The following is a 17846-nucleotide window of genomic DNA, read 5'->3' as shown; positions in this document are numbered from 1 at the left end:
GGAGTAGATATTTAATTGGCGAACTATGGTGTATGTGAATGCAGATAGTGTATATCCATACTTGATTTGTATGAAAGGACGGCAAAAGGTATGGGGCATATGGCGGGCAAAGACGTATATCGCAAGCTGGGTGAAAAAATAGATAACCTTACCGTTAAATCCCCGTGGAACGAAGCCTTACACAGGTTGCTCAGAGAATTGTACACTGAACAAGAAGCGGATTTAGTAGTGCAAATGCCCTACTTGCTCTCCACCGTGGATAGGATTGCCCGCATAACTGGTGATGATCCGGGTATTTTACAGGGTAGACTGGCCGGTTTGGCGGATAAGGGTTTGGTGCTGGATCTTTATCATGGTGGCCGTTATTATTACATGCCTTCGCCTATTATGGTAGGCATATTTGAATTTACCATGATGCGCAGCTGCGGTAATTTTGATCCCGGAGTTGCTGCGGGGTTGTTTCATGCCTACCTGACAGGCAGCGGCGATTTTTACCGGGCTAACGCTGGTGACGGGCAGCGAATAGCCCTGGCCAGGGCTGTGCCCTATATAGATGCGGTGGCGCCGGAAGATGTGGTGGAAATTTTGCCTTACGAAAAAGCCGAAGCCATCGTGGACAGCCATAACCGGTATGCCATCGGTACCTGCGCCTGCCGGCACGAGAAACTGCACAGTGGTTATAAAAAATGTTCTATTCCTTTAGATACTTGCACCTCCTTTAGTTATGCTGCAGATTACTTAATCAGACATCAAATGGCCACAAAGGTCAGCCGCGAACAGGTGCTGGACAACTTAGCCCGCTGTAAGGAGATGGGACTTGTCTTCAGTGCTGATAACGTGCAACATAATATTACGTTTATCTGCTGCTGCTGTGCCTGTTGCTGTAACCTGCTTCGGGGTATCAACAAGTTTGGATATGTCGGTTTTATTAAAACTTCCAGTTTTATCGCTGTTGTGAACGCTGAGAAATGCACTGGTTGCGGTAGTTGTGTCGCAGCCTGCCCGGTAAAGGGTATCCATTTGATTTCTGCACAAGTTGGTGAGGTAACCAGCTGTTTTGCAACTGGACCGGGTTCTGAAGAAGGTGCAGGAAGGGGGAAAAGGCTTGCCCTGGTGGATGAGAGCATTTGCTTGGGCTGTGGGGTATGCGCTGCGCGATGTGTTCACGGGGCACTGCAGCTTAAAAAGCGCCGGCAAAGAGTGCTGCCCCCGGAAACCACTTTTGAGCGGAACATACTGGCCTGCCTGGAGAAGGGAACCCTGCCAAACTATATATTTGATGACCCCGGCGCTGTCACCCACCGGGTGATGCGAGGTATCCTGGGGGGGATTCTAAAACTGCCCCCGGTTAAAAAGGCATTGGTTGGGGATTTGTTCCGCTCCACTTTTCTTAACGTCCTTACTACCGGGGTCAAGCTTTCTGGTAAAGGCTGGATTACCAAACTATAAGAGGCCCGTTTATTATGAATTTGTATAATAGAATAAAAAATATAAATACTATCTTAATAAAATAATCCAAAATCACTGGAGGTTTTTCAGCCGATGAGTAAAATGTCCATTACCTTGCCGCCTGAAATTGACGATCGAGCTGTGGAGCATGTGCGCAATGCCATTAACAAAATGGCCCCGGGGGAAGAGATTAATATAAACATGGAGTCAGCCGATGCCCATCAGGCCGACCCAATAATCAATCTTTTAGCAGAACATGATTTTGATTTTCAGCCCAGGGGTACTAATGATGGCCGCAGATATTTTATCAATGCCCGTAAAAAAGGTTAATATAATGTAATAGCCTGTTATAGTTAGAAACGACAAAAACCGGGGGCTTTAAGCCCCTGTTATTTTTTACAATCAGAGGAGGGTAAATTATGGTATTATCCAGGCGTCCCCTGGAGGAAGTAACTCTGGAGCTGGTGGCGGTGGCCACGGGTAAAAAACCGGCGGACCTGGTGATCCTTGGCGGCCGGGTAATCAATGTCTTTACCGGCGAAATCTTGAACTGGGATATTGCCATAACGGGCCAGCGAATAGCCACGGTAGGCGATGTCCGCCATACCATGGGTCCGCAAACCGAGGTTATCGATGCCGGCGGGTATTATCTTAGCCCCGGTTTTATGGATGGCCATGTGCATGTAGAAAGCAGCATGGTGACGGTAACTCAATTTGCCCGGGCTGTTCTGGCCGGCGGTACCACAACCATTTTTATGGACCCCCATGAAATTGCTAACGTGCTGGGGCTGGACGGTGTGAAATTAATGGTAGAGGAAGGGTTTGACTTACCGTTGAAAGTATTTGCCACCATGCCCTCCTGTGTTCCGGCTGCGCCAGGCTTTGAGGATGCCGGCGCCGTCTTTGGCCCCCGGGAGATCGCCACCGCCATGCAGTGGCCGGGTATTTGCGGGCTGGGGGAAATGATGAATTTCCCGGGTGTGCTGGCCGGTGATACGCTGGTGCACGGTGAACTGCAAGCAACCATGCAGGCTGGTAAGCCAATCACCGGGCACTATTCCGTGCCGGGTGACTTTCAGGGACTGGCGGCCTACGCGGCAGCCGGTATCATTTCCTGCCACGAGTCTGTTCTGACCGAGGATGCCTTAAACCGCATGCGGTTGGGTATGTATGCCAAAATGCGGGAGGGCTCGGCCTGGCACGATGTGCAGGCCACGGTAAAAAGCCTTACTGAAACCAGGGTGGACAGTCGCCGGGCGATACTGGTAAGTGACGATTGCCACCCTGAAACTCTGCTTTCGGTAGGACATTTAAACAATGTAGTGCGCCGGGCCATAAGCAACGGGCTTGACCCCGTACGGGCCATCCAGGCGGTAACCATTAACACCGCCGAGTGTTTTGGTGTGGCCCGTGATCTGGGAGCCATTGCCCCCGGGCGGTTGGCTGATATTCTGTTTCTCAAAGACCTGGCCGGAGTGCAGGTGGATAAAGTGCTGGCCGATGGCCGGCTAATCGCTGAAGCGGGTCAATTGCTGGTGGACTTGCCCGCGGTTACCTACCCTGAGGCTGTGCGCAATTCGGTGCATTTGCGGGAACTGCTGGCGGCGGAGCATTTTGCCATACCGGCACCGGCTGTGTCCGGTACAGTTCGCGTCAGGGTGATGGAAATCATTGAAGCCAGTGTCATAAACCGGCATGTAACTATCCATTTACCCATAAGCGATGGGCAGCTAAAGGCAGATGCCGCCGGTGATCTGGCCAAAGTGGCGGTGGTGGAGCGGCACGGCGGCAGTGGCGGTATTGGCCTGGGCTTTGTCCGGGGCTTTGGCTTCAGCGGTGGAGCAGTAGCTTCAACTGTGGCCCACGACAGCCACAACTTACTCATAGTGGGCATGAATGACGCCGATATGGCTCTGGCGGGCAACACCCTGGCCGGCTGTGGCGGTGGTATGGTGGCGGTTCGCGACGGCCAGGTACTCGCTTTATTGCCCCTGCCCATAGCCGGTCTGATGTCCAACGCGCCGGTGGAAGAGGTGGCCAAACAAGTCCAGGCCGTGCAACAAGCTTGGGTAGAGCTGGGCTGTCGTTTAGTGTCTCCCTTTATGACCATGTCGCTGCTTTCTCTGCCTGTGCTGCCGGCACTGCGCCTGACCAACCGTGGCCTGGTTGATACACAGCAGTTTAAATTTGTGGATTTAGTTGACGGGTAATGGAAAAATACCACCTGATCTTCTTTAAACCCGGCGGCTTGAAAATGCCGCCCCAAGGATGCTTCTAAATTTCCGGATGTTCGCATAGCACATTATTAATCTACCTTGATCCCCGTTCATTGCAAGTTTAGGACGGAGATTTGCCGGCAGGGGAGTTAAAGTTGATTACGATATCTAAAATCTCAGACTGGCTGCCAATTCTAACGGGCGGACCCCATGTGCCAAACCCGGTGGAAACAATGACCTGCAGATTCTCTTTGCGCAAGTACCCCCGGTCAATCTCAAATATGCGAGCTGTAACAATGTTGAAGGGAAAGAACTGGCCACGGTGCGTGTGTCCCGAGATTTGCAGGTCAACTCCCTGCTCCTCGGGCTCGCTTAAGTTGACAGGTTGATGGTCAATTGCAATAACCGGCAGTGCTTTATCGATGCCTTGTACAATTGTTTGTAAATCACTTCGTTTATTATTTGTATAATACCTACTATATAAATCATCTCGACCCACCACATAAAAACTGTCCGCCACCTTAATAACTTCATCCTGCAGTACATTAACCCCAGCCTTTTCCAGGCCGTTAATGATTTCAACCCAACGACCACCTATGTACTCATGGTTTCCCGGCACAGCATAAATACCGTACCGGGGTGCCAGCTTGCGCAGTGTATGACCCATATTTTGCTCGATAAATGGCATCGGGTCTTCATCCACTATATCACCGGGTAACAGTATGATATCCGGGTTTAAACCGTTCACCATTTCAACCAATCCCTGTAAACGCTTATTGTGCACAGTATTGCCCAGGTGCAGATCAGAGACCGCCACTACGTGTAGTTGTTTAATACTACCCGCTTGTTTGGGAATATTAATATCATAATGAATGATATGGGGGATCCTGGCATTCCACCAACCATAACCTATAATGACAATAACAATTATTAATACACTAAAGCCAATCAACGGCGCAGTGGGGAATTGCTCGTAAGCTCCCCGGGGCAAAAACGTGAGACGCTTATCCGCAAGGCGAACCAATTCCAGTAAGCCAAGAATTATGGCCAAATAAACCATAGCTGCCATCCAATAGGATCCCAGCAGAATTAAAGGCTGGCCTATTTTATAATTAACATATCTTTCACATAGACGACCTGCTAAAAAAGACAGTACGACAAGCCAGAAAACCAACCAATATAAGCTTGCGGTCACATGGGGTATGAATTTTCCGGCCAACTGCCACAGGCGCATGCCAATCCAGTAATTGAGCAGGCCGTATAGTAAAATAATTGATAAAAAGATCAAAGCTCGAACCATACTGGCCAACACCACCTTTATATAGCCTTAATACAATCACCAGCCTTATCAGTGCCCTTATTAATGCCCATTAATCACTTTATATGAAAATTTTAGATACTTTATTATTCTTCGTCAAACCTTCCTTGTCCGAAAACATTAACTATCTTTCCCACGACCGTTCAACTTAACACCTGGCATAGCTATGTGTTAACGTACTTCTGCTTTGGGCACACACAAAAAACCGGGGTAATCCCCGGATGAATATGCCTAAATTTGATGCCTGAATATAATTTTCTTTGCTAAACCCAAGGTGCATTGGCAAACAGCCCTTGAATAAACGGGAGCAGGTCCACTGGCCTGATAATGCCCACTATCTGGCCTTGCTCGTTGGCTACCGGCACAATGGTGATGCGCCGGTTTAAAATGATTTCCGCCGCCTTGGAGGGGTGATCGGTTTCCATTACTTTTACATCCACCAGCGGGCGGATGCATTTATCCAGCGGGGTATCCTTGATTAATTGCACCCCTTCCCAGTAGAAAAAGCCGGGGCGGCTATAGTTAAAAAGGCCCAACCACCCGGCTGCCTTGGGGGCCAAACTGTTGATGGCTTCAAACACATTGCGCAGGGTGAGAAAACCTTTAATATTATCATTGTCATCCAGCACAACAAGCCAGCGGTAACCCCTTTCCCCGGCCATTTGATACATCAAGTTTACTGCCTGTTCGAGGGTGGATTTATGATTGATACTGGGGTAGTCCGAAAAGGGAACCATGAATTTACTGATTGTTTCCGGTTTTTCCTGCATCAACAACACCTCCAGTATTTTTTGTTGTCCGGTATTAATTAAATACTCAACTTTCGCACCTTAAAAATAAGCTCAAGCTCTTAATATGCAAGCGTTTTGGAATTATTAATATCAAGCAACTGCTCTTTTCTGAAGCGAACTTTTCAGAAAGGCAGGTAATTGCTCGAAAAACGTATCCAAAAAATGTTGAATTTGTTCTTCAGAAAGAAGAAATTCCTTGCTAAATGATGAGGCGAAAAGATCTATGATTAAAAGAACAGCTTCGGTAAAGCGAATATCCTCAATTTCATCGCAACACAGATAAAAGAGCTCGCCAAGGGTCTTGGGGTCTTTCTCCTCTCTGGCACTTAAAGCCAGCATGATATATCGCACAAAGACAATGGTGGTATGAGCAGTAAGCGCATCATAACTACGGCACTGGAATTCCTTTGCCAAATGCAAATGGGACTTTGTGACTTTGAAGAAACACTCGATTTCCCAGCGTTTGCCATAAATACGGATAACTTCTTCATCAGATAGCTCAAGGTTTGTTGTTAAGATTGCCAACCATTTTTTTGAGCGGTTACGGTCTCGAACGAAGATGATTTTTACCAGAACGTCATTTCCGTTTTGGGCCTTACCAAGCCCGACAACGACGGATGATAGAATCTTGGCCCGCCCGCGTTTTTTGCGAAGAACTTTGTAAAGTTGACCCAATGTATATTCGCTTCCATTATAGGTGTAATAAACGCGGTGCATATTCTTGAGCATACAAACAACATGCAAATGGTATTCTGTCAGCACCCGCTTGATTACGACTGGAAAGGCAAACCAGCTATCAAAAAGCAGGGTACTCGCACAAAGTTGAAAAGGGTTCACTTGGTCGAGAAGCGAGAACATAGTTTCTGTGGATTTTTGAATAGCTTCTTTGCGACGGCGGTATCCAACTGTCCGTTTGTCAATCCTTTGATTTAGCCCCTGGTAACGATTTTTCTCTTTATCAGAGCTAAGCAGAGAGAACGCAAGGGGCAGAAAGGTTCCACCATCAGACCAACCCAAGGTCAGCATCCGAAACCCTTTCAGATACCGATTTGTTGAATGATCGTGAACCCGGGACAATAATTCAACCGATTTACTACGGTTTCTGGAATAAGTAGAGTCGTCTAAAATCAATACACGAGCCCGGCCCTCTGATGTCAGGGGTAAAAGTCTTGTTTTGATGAGAAATGAGCTGATTGTAACAAGAAATTTCCGCCAATTGAATGTAGGCCTGTTTAGAAAACGATATATCGCATCTTTGGAAGGAGCGTTATCTATACGACCTGACTCCAATGTTCGATAAAGATTTTTCCCTTGAAATACAAGGGAAAAGATAAATTGGAAAAGGAACAATGGCGATAGACCGGATTCTTTTCGGATATTCGCCTGGTGCAAAAAGGTTCCTATTTTTGCCTGCTTTATAAACCGATCAGAATAAGATTTAGCCTGTTCATTGTTATCATTTTTTGGTAAAATTATAGCCACAGAAAACATCCTTTCTTGGTGTGTTGTTGTGGTGACTACATTTTACCAAAAAAGGCGTGTTTTCTGTTTGTTTTTGCTTAAAAAAGTTGGCCTAAATTCTTATTTTGTAAGGGGTTAGACTGATTTTTGAACTGCGAAAGTTGAGTTAAATATTAAACAAGTTGAATATCGCAGGCAATAAGAATGCCCTTTAATGGTAAAACCAACACTTTAGCGGTTATTTTAAGCTGTTTAGGTTTTCACAAAACCTATCTGAATATTACAATAATTTAAAAAATACTTTATGATATTGCTAAGATAAATGGAATAAAAATATATAAATTGTCATTTTAATATGAATGATTAATCATTCAATAAGAATAAAGGGGTAAAAAGCATGTTTAAGGATGATTTCTTTTGGTGCCAACACTATCCCCAAGGCGTGCCCCACCGGATAGAAATACCAAATGTATCTCTTTACTATTTCTTGGAACAGGCTGCCCAAAAGTACCCGGCCCACACAGCCACTATTTTCATGGGCCACAAGCTTACTTTCAGCCGGCTTAAAGAGCAGGTGGACCGGTTGGCCACAGCACTGAATGACCTGGGTGTCAAAAAAGGGGACCGGGTGGCCGTGATGCTCCCCAATTGCCCCCAGACAGTGATTGCTTACTATGCCATCGTTAGCATAGGTGGCGTGGTTGTTATGACCAATCCCCTTTATATGGAAAGGGAATTATTGCACCAGCTGAGGGACGCGGAAGCGGAAACATTAATTTACCTGGATGCCATGGGCCATAAGGTACTAAATATGGTGCACCGGACCAGGGTAAAAAATTTAATTGTCACCGGGGTGCAGGATTACCTTCCCTTTCCGCTCAACTATTTATATCCCATCCAGGCTAAAAAGCAGGGCCAGGTACTTGATGCGCCCGGTGACCGCGGTGTTTTGCATTTTAAGAAATTTTTACAAAAGTATTCACCCCGGTCGCCTCGGGTTCAGTTGGATCCGGAAAATGACCTGGCTTTGCTGCAGTATACGGGAGGCACCACAGGTTTGTCCAAAGGGGTTATGTTAACTCATAAGAACCTGGTGGCCAATGTGAAGCAGGTTCACGCATGGTTAACCGACTGCCGTGATGCGGGAGAGAGGATGCTGGGAGCTTTGCCGTTCTTTCACGTGTTTGGCATGACAGTAGTGATGAACTTTGCCATATATTGCTGTTCCACTATGATTTTGCTGCCGCGTTTCCAAATAGACACTGTATTAAAACAAATTAATAAATACCACCCAACTTTGTTTCCAGGTGCTCCCACCATGTACGTGGCGGTTGTATCCCATCCCGAGCTGAATAAATACGATATTTCCTCCATTAAGGCATGTATCAGCGGTGCGGCGCCCCTGCCGGTGGAAGTGCAGGAAAAGTTTGAAAGGCTGACCGGCGGTAAGCTGGTGGAAGGCTACGGGTTGACGGAATCCTCTCCGGTAACCCACTGCAATCCTATAAATGGGGATCAGGTTTCGGGGTCCATCGGGCAGCCCCTGCCCAATACCGATGTTAAGATTATGGATAATTGCACGGGCACAAAGGAAATGCCCCTGGGCGAGGTTGGGGAACTTTGTATTCGAGGTCCTCAGGTAATGAAAGGTTACTGGAATATGCCCGAGGAAACGGCCAGGACCATTCGGGATGGCTGGCTGTATACCGGGGATATTGCCAGGATGGATGAACGGGGGTTTACATACGTGGTGGACCGGAAAAAGGATATAGTTATTGCCGGCGGCTACAATATTTATCCCCGTGAAGTGGAAGAAGTGCTGTACGGGCATGCCAAGGTTAAGGAAGTGGTGGTGGCCGGCGTGCCCGACACCTACCGTGGCGAGACGCTCAAAGCATATATCGTCCTTAAAGAGGGTGAAAAGGCCACTGAACAGGAAATTATTAATTACTGCACTGAACAACTGGTTAAATATAAAGTCCCCAGGAAAGTAGAGTTTCGCTACGAGCTGCCTAAGACGATGGTGGGTAAAATATTGCGCCGGGCCCTGGTGGAAGAAGAAAGGAGTAAACTGGAGGAAAACAATAAATAGCTGTCCATGTCCGCTGTCTGCTCAACTTTTATTGTTGTATCCAATTACAGTATCCAATGCTACCCGGCAGGATATTTAACTTAAGAAGTGAATTAATTATTAAGAATGCCTGTCGGCATGTGTCGCAGTGAGAGGGGAAATCTCCGGGGTACCCTTATGCATTACACTTTAGCGGGGCTATTTATATTATCACCACTTTTTCGCCGTCTGGGTTGCCCGGATGCCCCTAATGTTCGTGAGGGCGGAGGTATACTTGCTATTTGGAGCAATAGATCAGCAAAGGAAGCGATGACTTGGCCAGGGAACAGGAAAGAGAACAACAACCGGCGCAAATCATACTGGCCGCCATCAACCGGGCGCAGCTGGCCGCTGCCGGCCACATTGGAGCAGCCCGGGGGCTAGTTGTATTTGGTACCATGGATGGCGGCCTGTTGGAAAAAGTTAATACCGGGGATATGAGTAATGCCGTGCCCGTCTATTTTTACGAGCCGGGCTGAGACTGGCCCCGTAAAGTTGTTGCCGTGGGCAAGCTAAAGGCCGTGTGGACCGATCTGCCGGATGCGGATGATGAATACACCTTCAAAAAGGAGTTTAACCATCATTTTGGCAGTAGCTGGGATAAAGTTATGCTGGGGGCGGAAAAGCCCTTTGACCAGCACCGGTACTGGGATGGTTATTTTGCCGTGACAGATGTAGTTTCAAGCAATGGTCTCACTTTGCTTGACGTAACAGGAGCGGGCGGGAGCGGTGTAAAGCCTCTGTGTTATAATGTGATTGTGGTATGAAATATGGAGTACATTGAGAGGAGAGCGCTTGATGGTTTTTGACTTTCAGCGGGGGATAATGGACAAGCTGGCCAATGACACCTTGAAACAGCTGAACATGGAGGACAGTTTTACCTTTGCTTGTGGGTCGGAGTGTATGGGCCGGTGCTGTCAAAACATTACTATTTTATTGGACCCGTGGGATGTGGAAGTTATGGCCCGGCACCTTGATATGCCCGGCCAGCAGTTTTTTAGTAATTATTGTGAGATGGAACCCGACCGGGATACCGGCTGGCCTATGGTGTGGCTGGCCCACGCCGCCAATGGCCGCTGCGCCTTTATGCTTGAAGATGGTAAATGTTCTATTTACACTGCCCGGTCCCGGAACTGTCGCACATTTCCCCTGGGCCGCGCGGTGCGCTACAACCGCGATGGTGATGAGTGCAGTAAAGAAGAGCGGGTTTTCATGGTTGACCGCATGCAGTTTTGCCTGGGCCATACAGCAGACCGGGTTTGGACGGTGCAGGAATGGTATGAAGATGCCGGTGCCCAGGAGTATTACCAGATGTCGGACCAGTATACCGAACTAATTGATTACGCGGCCCGGGTACTACAGTGCCGGGAGTGGATGAACCCTAAGATAATGCAAATGCTGATGCCCTTTTTATTCGCTCCGGACATGCTGCGTGGTAAGCTGGGCATTGACGAGGAGCAAATTGACCACCGGGAATTCCACCGCCGCCGCATGCAAGCCGTTAAATTAATTCTTACCGACATGGCTTTGGGTTTTGGCTACGGGCCGCAGATCGATGTTGGCGCGGAGGCCTTTGCCGGCAGCCTGATGGACCGGGTGAAAAAGGTCATACTTACCGGAGCATAACAAGCATATCCCGGGTGTTGAATAAACCGCCCGGGATATTTTTATTATTTGCTGTATTATGGTTTGGGGATGCCGCCGGAGTTGTGGTGTTAAGCATATATGCTTCGGGTTTGGCATATTTTTTGCTTGTTTATTTTGCTAAATAATAAATAAAGTACTTATGGAGGGATGTATTGTGCCACAAATGAAAAATATTCAGGATCTGACCAAGGAGCAATTGATTGATTTTGTAACCGATTTGAGCAAACGCTGGCTGGCCCATGACGGTCTGTGGTTTCAGGCTGTAGAAAAAAAATACGGCCTGGAAAACGCTATTGATGCTGACTCTGATGCCTGGGATAAGTTCACTGTCCTGGAAGCCAACCGGATTAAACAGTTTCTCGGCCTGCCCGAACAAGGCGGTCTGGACGCGCTGGACCAGGCTTTGCGGTTCCGCTTATATGCTTTTTTAAACAAACAGGAAATTATCCGCCAGGCGCCCAACAAGCTGGTTTTTCGGATGAATGCCTGCCGGGTACAGGCGGCGCGGGAGCGCAAAAAAATGGACTTTTTCCCGTGCAAACCGGTGGGGCTGGTGGAATACAGCGGCTTTGCCCGTGCCATTGACCCGCGTATCAGCATCCGGTGCATCTGTTGCCCGCCGGATGAACTTCAAGATGGCTGCCACTGTGCGTGGGAGTTCACATTGGAAGAGTAAAATGTTAACGAAAGTAACACTCAATTGTTCATGGTAGTAATCATGTCCCGGGCTATTCTCGATTTGTCAATCTATATGTGCGATATATGTCGTTATGATGGCGTGCCGGTGAGCGGTGTCGACATAATTAGCTTTCAATTATTTTTATCTAACTTTGCAAAAATTACTATAGACGTAACGGTTGGGGTTTTGTACAATTAAATTAACCGGTTGACTAATCGGAAATAAGGGGTACGAGCCCCGAAAATTTATAAGGGAGAGGGAGGTCCACAATATGTTCATGGTACAAATCGACCCGGATAAATGCGAAGGTTGCGGCGAATGCACTGCATCCTGCCCGGCTGAAATTTTGGAAATGGATGGCGATAAAGCTACCGTAGCCGGTGATCCCAATGACTGCCTGGGCTGCGAAACCTGCGTAAGCGTTTGTCCGAATGGTGCTGTTTCAATTACCGAATCATAATATAAACATTAAAATGGTTGCATAATAAGCCCATATCCGAAGGGATATGGGCTTATTATTTTTGCCCGCAGGTCACACAACATTGGTTCGGCATTATTTGCTGGAAGCGCAGATTTTGTCCCTGAGCCATCTTAAATGAAGTCAGGAAGCGACATTATAAATCGTTGTTGCCTGCAGTAAAAAGCCTTATCATAATTATTGGAGGTGAGCAGCTTGTATTACATCGCGGGGGTAAATGAAACGGGTATGGAGATGGGCTGTGATTTTGGTTTTGACATGATTGAGCGAATAGTGCTGGATGATATTTTGATGGAGATTCCATCCAGGGCAATAGGCCAGCTGGTGGCTGCCAAAAGGTTTTCCTATTTTGGGGACAAGCCCGATTTTAAGACCGCCGATTTGGTGGGCCAAAAAGCACAGCGCCTGCAAGCCGAGTATGGCATTGATGTCTTGCGGGAGCATTGCCAGTCGGTGCTTGTAGTGAGAAGACCCCTGCTGGCCACGTTGAAAAGAATGCGGATCAAGCTTTGGAATCTGTCGGGCTGGCGGTGTGGATTGAAAATAAAGCCCACCGGGCTGTTTAATCATATAGTCCTTTTCCACCCTCAACTGTTGCGCAGTTTGCTGGGCAAAGAAAAGTACGGGTTGTGGAACCATGCAGAGGACCAGGTGCGCGCCATAGGGGTTTTAGATAAATTCATTGATTTTTTAGAACATAGTAATGATCTGCGGAAAATTATCTTTTATAATGAGCTGACCTGTCCGCACTGGGATGCTTCGGGTGAAATGGAATTCGACAGCATTGGAAGATTGATGGCCTTTAATTACTTCGGCCGGGGTAACGGCCAATCTTATAAATATTACCCGCAGTTGGAGGTATGGCAAAGAACCTAGTCCGGCAGGACTTGCCCTGTAAATATAGAAATATATGCTATTATCAATTTCCACAAAAATAATAACAGGGGGCATGGATATGGACAGGCTCTGGGCACCGTGGCGTGGTGTTTATGTTGGTAAGGAACGTGGCGATGGATGTATATTTTGTGAGAAATTAAATGCCGGCACCGATAAAGACGGGGATAATTATGTACTTTACCGGGGCGACAAGGTTTTTGTGATACTGAATATTTATCCCTATAATAATGGTCATTTGCTGGTGGCTCCCAAACGGCACGTGGGTGATATTGAAGAACTGACCCTTGATGAAATGCAGGAATTGTTTGCTGTCACCCGGCGCATGGTCGGGGTGCAGCGCAGTGCTTTTAACCCCGATGGCTTTAATATAGGTATTAACCTGGGTAAAGTAGCAGGGGCCGGTATTCCCGGTCATCTGCATATCCATATTGTGGCCCGCTGGGGTGGCGACACCAATTTCATGCCTGTATTTGGCGACGTACGAGTAATTTCCGAGGCATTAGAAATAACTTATACCAAGCTAAAGCAGGCGCTGGAACGGGAATAATCAAGCGTGAATAATAAATGTAAATACCTGACAGACAGGTTATATGTATGGATTAGCTGGGTGATGCTTGGGTCTTGCGCCGGGCAGGAATTTATGCCATGATAAAGGTATAATAGCGCCTGAGGCGTTGGGCCGGCAAACAGGTTATTGGTTAATATTACAAAAAAACGTTTCTTGACTTGGCGAAGCGAATGTGATAAGATAAATCTTGCGTTGGGGAACCGGCGCAAAGCAAATAACGTGGTGGATGTAGCTCAGATGGTTAGAGTACCAGATTGTGGCTCTGGGGGTCGTGGGTTCAAATCCCATCATCCACCCCAGTTTTTTGGGGCGTAGCCAAGTGGTAAGGCAACGGGCTTTGGACTCGTCATTCGTTGGTTCGAATCCAGCCGCCCCAGCCAAAATGGCCGCTTTAAGGTGGCCGCATATGACCCATTAGCTCAGTTGGTAGAGCACCTGACTTTTAATCAGGGTGTCCCGCGTTCGAGTCGCGGATGGGTCACCAAATAAACCCCGTGGTATTAAACACCACGGGGTTTAATTTTTATTTATTACAAAGCCTGTACGAAAAGTCCGCACGAGATTCATATCGAATTTCTGTGTTGGCCTGGCTTTGGGCATGTACTTATTTTCCGTATAGCTCTGTTTCTTAAAGCTTTCGTCACCTTTTCACTTAAGCTTCGACAGACGCCCATAAAATTGCAAAATGTATATATCTCGCATTAAGCATTACGTGTTTTAAGTCAAGAAAATTTGATATTAATAATAATTAGATTTGATATTTCTTGATCATCTATTGATCATTAATTTATTAAACTAGGGAGTAGGAAGGAAGCATGTGGGAACCGTCCCTTTGCTTTTAAAATATTACTAAGTTGCATTATAGCAGTTTGGTTTTTTTGTTCCTGGGTCGCTAAATAGTGTCACACATACTTGTGGTTATAAAGGACATTATAAAAACATCACCAGAAACCAAAAAACAATCATCATTAAGGAGGTTTTTTTATGGCACAAGGACAAAACAGGAACAGAAAATTAATACCGCAGGCAGCCAATGCAATGGACCAGTTTAAATATGAAACTGCAGCCGAATTGGGTATTCAAAACTACCAGGGTTATCTTGGCGATCTGCCCTCCAGGGTAAACGGAGCGGTCGGCGGCAACATGGTGAAGAAAATGATAGCCGCTTATGAGCAGAGCCTGGCCCAGGGGCAGCAGCCCGCCACCCCGCAGGTAACCAATCAGCAGCCGACTCCTTAGTATAACAAACGGATATTAATAGTTTTAGCTTAGTAAGAAAGGATTAGTTATAGGATTTCAGTTAAGCAAGTTTGGAAAAAGGCCGACCCTGACAGGGCCGGTCTTTTTCTGCCCTTTTTAGCCTTGTTCTTTTGTTTTGCCCTTGTCCGGTGGCAAATTGAAAAGTTTGATATGGAGAATAATAGCTTAGCAGTATTTTCTTCAATAGCTTGAGTTTTATGCATGGCCGGCAAATAATAAATTCATAAACTGCAGAAATAAAAATATTAATAGAGTATAATCGAAAAACATAAAATCCCAAATACCATATAAAGGATGATTAGAAAAATATAAGCAAACTGGGTAAGTAAGAGAATAAAAATGCGCATACCAAATAGGCCTTTTTGAATTGATTTAAAAAAAGCCTAAAAACAATTTGAATATAACTTAAAGCATAACCCAGATTAGGCAGCGAACCTTGAAAGGACAGGAAATATATCAGTGATTGAAATGGTGCTCTCGCCAGCCCATGCATCAACATAACAACAGAAAGCACCAAGAAATACTCTAACTATCCTACGTTCTCGGGTAAAAACAACGGCAGATTCAGCGTTAAAATCATTATTGATTCTGTCCCAGGCCCTTTCGGTGGTAGAGCGTCTTTTGTAAAGCTGCTTCCACTCATCCGAGCCCCTTAAAATAGGCGTAAAGAACCTGGGGTTATCACTTGTTTTTGTATAAAACGTTTTTTCGCTATATAAATGGCACTTATCACAGGAATTACATTGCACAGGGAAAAGCCACTTTCGTCTGAAGGACTTGGACATTAGGCCCCAGTTACGTAATTGGTGTCCTAAACATTTGCAGTGAGGGATCCCTTTTTTATCAAATTCAATAAAATCACTCACTGCATCAGGCTTAGAAGCCCGAGCGTTAAGATCAATAACGGGCTTGATGCCATAATGCATATTGAGAAGATAGAATGGATTAGCGTCATAAGCCGAATCGTAAACAGCAGCATTAAAATTAATCCCTGGGTACAAATCCACAAGCTCTTTAAGTTCATAAACACTAGTTACCGAATCATGACGTTCACCAGAAACACATTTTATATGGATAGGTAAGCTGTAGAAAGAGTCACAAGCAGTGAAGCCATGAAAAGTATGGCCATAAAAGTAACGCTCATTGTAACTATCCCAACCCCAAGAGGCAGAGGGGTCAGCGAATAAGCGGAGGCAATCGCAACGTTCGCCGGGCTTTAACTTACAATTGCAAACCTTTTTGCCGTAGTAAGAGGCATGAGTAGGCATGCAAGTGCCATCAGCGGCGACATTCAATTTATTAGGGTCGCCAAGGATACCCCTGGCTAAGGATGGCATAACAAAAACATCTTTTAGAATCTGGTTTAAAGTAGATTCCAGATTACCAGGGAGCTTGGCATTATTGTATTTTAGCACCCTATTAACCAGGCGTTCCACTACGCCGGGCTTGGATGAATCCAGTTTCTGATTTTTCTTCTGCTTCTTTTTAGGCTTACGCTTGAGCTTGCGCAGCTTCGATTTGTAAAGGATCCGATTCTTACGAATCAGCCTATCCATATAATTATAAAAAGTACCCACGCCCGGGATAGGATCTGCCGGAACATCATCAACTTTAACAGTAGAAAAGCAGGCGGGCAAAAAACCAGATAAAACAGCAAGAAAAGGATCAGACCTTAAAGAATCCACCCACTTGGGGATGCTGGTTTCACCAGTAAAAGTCATAAGGATAAGCGAGCGAAGCAAGGCCACCGCATCTTTGGGTGGGATGCCCCGATTAGCCCTTGAATACCGGTTTTTAATAAGCTTAACAATGCCGGTAAGATCGGCACCCCAAAGTTTAACAACTAAAGAAGCTTTAGTTACGATAGTAATCTGCTGGCCGGTCGAAATATAATAGCGAGTTAAAAAATCACAAACGAAATCTTGATACTGCTCATGAGAATACTTGACAACTAACATAAAATCTACTCCTTTCAAACCGATATATTGGAAATAGCTTCCAATTCAATTTTGGAGCGATTTTAGAATTGTCAAGCAGGTAAAATGACCGTGAATCACTATTTAATTCATTTAAACCCAGATATCTTTTTAATAATAGCCATACCTAATAATTACGATGGGACATAAAATTAATTGTTTTTTGAGGTGAAGCCTCAAAAGGCAAAAAAATAAAGCCTGTATTTGCAAGGCTTTGGGATTTTTCGAATGTACTAATTAATATAGTGGGAGGTGAAAATTTTTGATGATGAGGAAACCATATATGCTCCGTCCGGTGGTACATTGTAAAGGGGGATGCCCGTTTAAGTCCCGGGTATGACGTTAAACTGTCCACAGGTATGCTAATGTAGTATGATCTGTTAATCTGCGAAGTGCATTTAACTGTTATTAATAATTAATGTTTGTATAGATTATAAGTTCATTTAAACATCAAGATCCTGCGTTAGGCAGGGTCTTTGTGTTTTTATGGCTAATTGACACAGATAAAGGGAGTTAAAAAGGGTTTTATATATTGTAGTTTTTATGTTAATATTTATTTTAATATATAATACGACTATAGATAACCATAAAGGGCAATAAATTAAATATAGTAATATAGTAGGAGGTATTTGCTTTGGCGTTTGAAGTTTATAAACCGAGGTCATCCAGGGAAAATGTAGTTGCTTTTACCAAACATCATATCAGACTGGGAGTGAAATTGGCCGCAAAGCTGAGCAGTAATCGGGTTGAAGTGGCTTATGACAGGGATACCCAGGAGTTAAGGATTAAAGCGGTGAATGAAGGCGGGCTGTTACTCAACAAGAATAAAATCGGAGCCCGGGGTATCTTTAAATTTTTCGATTTGGAAGGTAAAAAGGGGAATTATGAAGCCAGGTTTGATCCTCAAGAAGAAGCTATTTTTGTGGACATGTCCCAATAATGCCCTGTGATTGACAGGTTAACCCCGGCAGGTTACAATAAATGAAACACCTGTTT

General features: G+C 45.7%; 17 protein-coding genes and 3 tRNA genes. 16 read left to right on the top strand and 4 right to left on the bottom strand.

Annotation, left to right across the window (positions count from 1 at the left end; genetic code table 11):
• Nucleotides 1-90 precede the first annotated feature (90 nt).
• The 3 genes from DESGI_RS19580 to ade all read left to right on the top strand — a co-directional run bounded on the left by DESGI_RS19580 (nucleotide 91) and on the right by ade (nucleotide 3659).
• Nucleotides 91-1449 carry a 4Fe-4S binding protein gene (locus tag DESGI_RS19580; protein ID WP_006521588.1) on the top strand — a complete coding sequence of 453 codons (1359 nt, stop codon included), beginning with the start codon at nucleotides 91-93 and terminating at the stop codon, nucleotides 1447-1449.
• Nucleotides 1450-1542: 93 nt separating this feature from the next.
• Nucleotides 1543-1779: a hypothetical protein gene (locus DESGI_RS19575; RefSeq protein ID WP_006521589.1), complete on the top strand. Its 237-nt coding sequence runs from the start codon at nucleotides 1543-1545 to the stop codon at nucleotides 1777-1779.
• Between the two features lie 89 nt (nucleotides 1780-1868).
• Complete coding sequence (ade, locus tag DESGI_RS19570; RefSeq protein WP_006521590.1) at nucleotides 1869-3659, top strand: adenine deaminase; 1791 nt, start codon at nucleotides 1869-1871, stop codon at nucleotides 3657-3659.
• 127 nt (nucleotides 3660-3786) lie between these two features.
• Here ade and DESGI_RS19565 read toward each other — a convergent pair whose 3' ends face one another.
• The 3 genes from DESGI_RS19565 to DESGI_RS19555 all read right to left on the bottom strand — a co-directional run bounded on the left by DESGI_RS19565 (nucleotide 3787) and on the right by DESGI_RS19555 (nucleotide 7256).
• Nucleotides 3787-4965 (bottom strand): metallophosphoesterase, encoded by a 1179-nt coding sequence (locus DESGI_RS19565; protein WP_006521591.1) that lies wholly within the window; start codon nucleotides 4963-4965, stop codon nucleotides 3787-3789.
• 281 nt (nucleotides 4966-5246) lie between these two features.
• Nucleotides 5247-5753 (bottom strand): CBS domain-containing protein, encoded by a 507-nt coding sequence (locus DESGI_RS19560; RefSeq protein ID WP_006521592.1) that lies wholly within the window; start codon nucleotides 5751-5753, stop codon nucleotides 5247-5249.
• Between the two features lie 111 nt (nucleotides 5754-5864).
• Nucleotides 5865-7256 carry an IS4 family transposase gene (locus tag DESGI_RS19555; protein ID WP_006520890.1) on the bottom strand — a complete coding sequence of 464 codons (1392 nt, stop codon included), beginning with the start codon at nucleotides 7254-7256 and terminating at the stop codon, nucleotides 5865-5867.
• A 376-nt stretch (nucleotides 7257-7632) separates the two neighbouring features.
• Between DESGI_RS19555 and DESGI_RS19550 the strand changes: the two genes are divergently transcribed.
• The 12 genes from DESGI_RS19550 (at nucleotide 7633) to DESGI_RS19495 (ending at nucleotide 14853) form a co-directional block, all read left to right on the top strand.
• Entirely contained in the window at nucleotides 7633-9327 is a 1695-nt protein-coding gene (locus DESGI_RS19550; RefSeq protein WP_006521593.1) for a long-chain-fatty-acid--CoA ligase, read from the top strand.
• A 293-nt stretch (nucleotides 9328-9620) separates the two neighbouring features.
• Nucleotides 9621-9824 carry a hypothetical protein gene (locus DESGI_RS19545; protein ID WP_006521594.1) on the top strand — a complete coding sequence of 68 codons (204 nt, stop codon included), beginning with the start codon at nucleotides 9621-9623 and terminating at the stop codon, nucleotides 9822-9824.
• Nucleotides 9825-9848: 24 nt separating this feature from the next.
• Nucleotides 9849-10112, top strand: a complete 264-nt coding sequence (locus DESGI_RS19540) for a hypothetical protein (protein ID WP_041285007.1) — start codon at nucleotides 9849-9851, stop codon at nucleotides 10110-10112.
• Between the two features lie 31 nt (nucleotides 10113-10143).
• Nucleotides 10144-10971, top strand: a complete 828-nt coding sequence (locus DESGI_RS19535; protein ID WP_006521595.1) for a YkgJ family cysteine cluster protein — start codon at nucleotides 10144-10146, stop codon at nucleotides 10969-10971.
• Between the two features lie 175 nt (nucleotides 10972-11146).
• Nucleotides 11147-11668 carry a DUF6125 family protein gene (locus tag DESGI_RS19530; protein WP_006521596.1) on the top strand — a complete coding sequence of 174 codons (522 nt, stop codon included), beginning with the start codon at nucleotides 11147-11149 and terminating at the stop codon, nucleotides 11666-11668.
• A 274-nt stretch (nucleotides 11669-11942) separates the two neighbouring features.
• Nucleotides 11943-12131 (top strand): ferredoxin family protein, encoded by a 189-nt coding sequence (locus tag DESGI_RS19525; RefSeq protein ID WP_006521597.1) that lies wholly within the window; start codon nucleotides 11943-11945, stop codon nucleotides 12129-12131.
• Between the two features lie 213 nt (nucleotides 12132-12344).
• Nucleotides 12345-13025, top strand: a complete 681-nt coding sequence (locus tag DESGI_RS19520; RefSeq protein WP_006521598.1) for a hypothetical protein — start codon at nucleotides 12345-12347, stop codon at nucleotides 13023-13025.
• A 79-nt stretch (nucleotides 13026-13104) separates the two neighbouring features.
• On the top strand, nucleotides 13105-13593 hold the full coding sequence (locus tag DESGI_RS19515; RefSeq protein WP_006521599.1) for an HIT family protein: 489 nt from the start codon (nucleotides 13105-13107) through the stop codon (nucleotides 13591-13593).
• Between the two features lie 243 nt (nucleotides 13594-13836).
• Nucleotides 13837-13913: transfer RNA gene (locus DESGI_RS19510), tRNA-His, on the top strand.
• A 6-nt stretch (nucleotides 13914-13919) separates the two neighbouring features.
• Nucleotides 13920-13994: transfer RNA gene (locus tag DESGI_RS19505), tRNA-Gln, on the top strand.
• A gap of 28 nt (nucleotides 13995-14022) precedes the next feature.
• A tRNA-Lys gene (locus DESGI_RS19500) sits at nucleotides 14023-14098 on the top strand.
• A gap of 500 nt (nucleotides 14099-14598) precedes the next feature.
• The gene (locus tag DESGI_RS19495) at nucleotides 14599-14853 is read left to right on the top strand and encodes an alpha/beta-type small acid-soluble spore protein (RefSeq protein ID WP_006521600.1); all 255 of its coding nucleotides are present in this window, start codon (nucleotides 14599-14601) and stop codon (nucleotides 14851-14853) included.
• Between the two features lie 443 nt (nucleotides 14854-15296).
• Here the strand turns inward: DESGI_RS19495 and DESGI_RS25900 are convergent, their stop codons facing one another.
• Nucleotides 15297-16832, bottom strand: coding sequence for a hypothetical protein (locus DESGI_RS25900; RefSeq protein ID WP_006521601.1), 1536 nt, complete (start codon nucleotides 16830-16832; stop codon nucleotides 15297-15299).
• A gap of 652 nt (nucleotides 16833-17484) precedes the next feature.
• On the opposite strand from DESGI_RS25900, the gene DESGI_RS19485 reads away from it, so the two are divergent.
• Complete coding sequence (locus tag DESGI_RS19485) at nucleotides 17485-17790, top strand: hypothetical protein (protein WP_006521602.1); 306 nt, start codon at nucleotides 17485-17487, stop codon at nucleotides 17788-17790.
• Nucleotides 17791-17846: the final 56 nt, after the last annotated feature.

The organism is Desulfoscipio gibsoniae DSM 7213, assembly GCF_000233715.2.
Lineage (GTDB): Bacteria > Bacillota > Desulfotomaculia > Desulfotomaculales > Desulfallaceae > Sporotomaculum > Sporotomaculum gibsoniae.
Note: the sequence above shows the minus strand (reverse complement) of the source record. Positions and strands in the feature narration are given on the sequence as shown.

What these genes read in the sequence shown, in the direction of transcription:
- DESGI_RS19580 (WP_006521588.1), top strand. Translation starts at nt 91, where the DNA reads ATGGGGCATATGGCGGGCAAAGACGTATATCGCAAGCTGGGTGAAAAA.
- DESGI_RS19575 (WP_006521589.1), top strand. Translation starts at nt 1,543, where the DNA reads ATGAGTAAAATGTCCATTACCTTGCCGCCTGAAATTGACGATCGAGCT.
- ade (WP_006521590.1), top strand. Translation starts at nt 1,869, where the DNA reads ATGGTATTATCCAGGCGTCCCCTGGAGGAAGTAACTCTGGAGCTGGTG.
- DESGI_RS19565 (WP_006521591.1), bottom strand. Translation starts at nt 4,965, where the DNA reads ATGGTTCGAGCTTTGATCTTTTTATCAATTATTTTACTATACGGCCTG.
- DESGI_RS19560 (WP_006521592.1), bottom strand. Translation starts at nt 5,753, where the DNA reads ATGCAGGAAAAACCGGAAACAATCAGTAAATTCATGGTTCCCTTTTCG.
- DESGI_RS19550 (WP_006521593.1), top strand. Translation starts at nt 7,633, where the DNA reads ATGTTTAAGGATGATTTCTTTTGGTGCCAACACTATCCCCAAGGCGTG.
- DESGI_RS19535 (WP_006521595.1), top strand. Translation starts at nt 10,144, where the DNA reads ATGGTTTTTGACTTTCAGCGGGGGATAATGGACAAGCTGGCCAATGAC.
- DESGI_RS19525 (WP_006521597.1), top strand. Translation starts at nt 11,943, where the DNA reads ATGTTCATGGTACAAATCGACCCGGATAAATGCGAAGGTTGCGGCGAA.
- DESGI_RS19515 (WP_006521599.1), top strand. Translation starts at nt 13,105, where the DNA reads ATGGACAGGCTCTGGGCACCGTGGCGTGGTGTTTATGTTGGTAAGGAA.
- DESGI_RS19495 (WP_006521600.1), top strand. Translation starts at nt 14,599, where the DNA reads ATGGCACAAGGACAAAACAGGAACAGAAAATTAATACCGCAGGCAGCC.
- DESGI_RS25900 (WP_006521601.1), bottom strand. Translation starts at nt 16,832, where the DNA reads ATGTTAGTTGTCAAGTATTCTCATGAGCAGTATCAAGATTTCGTTTGT.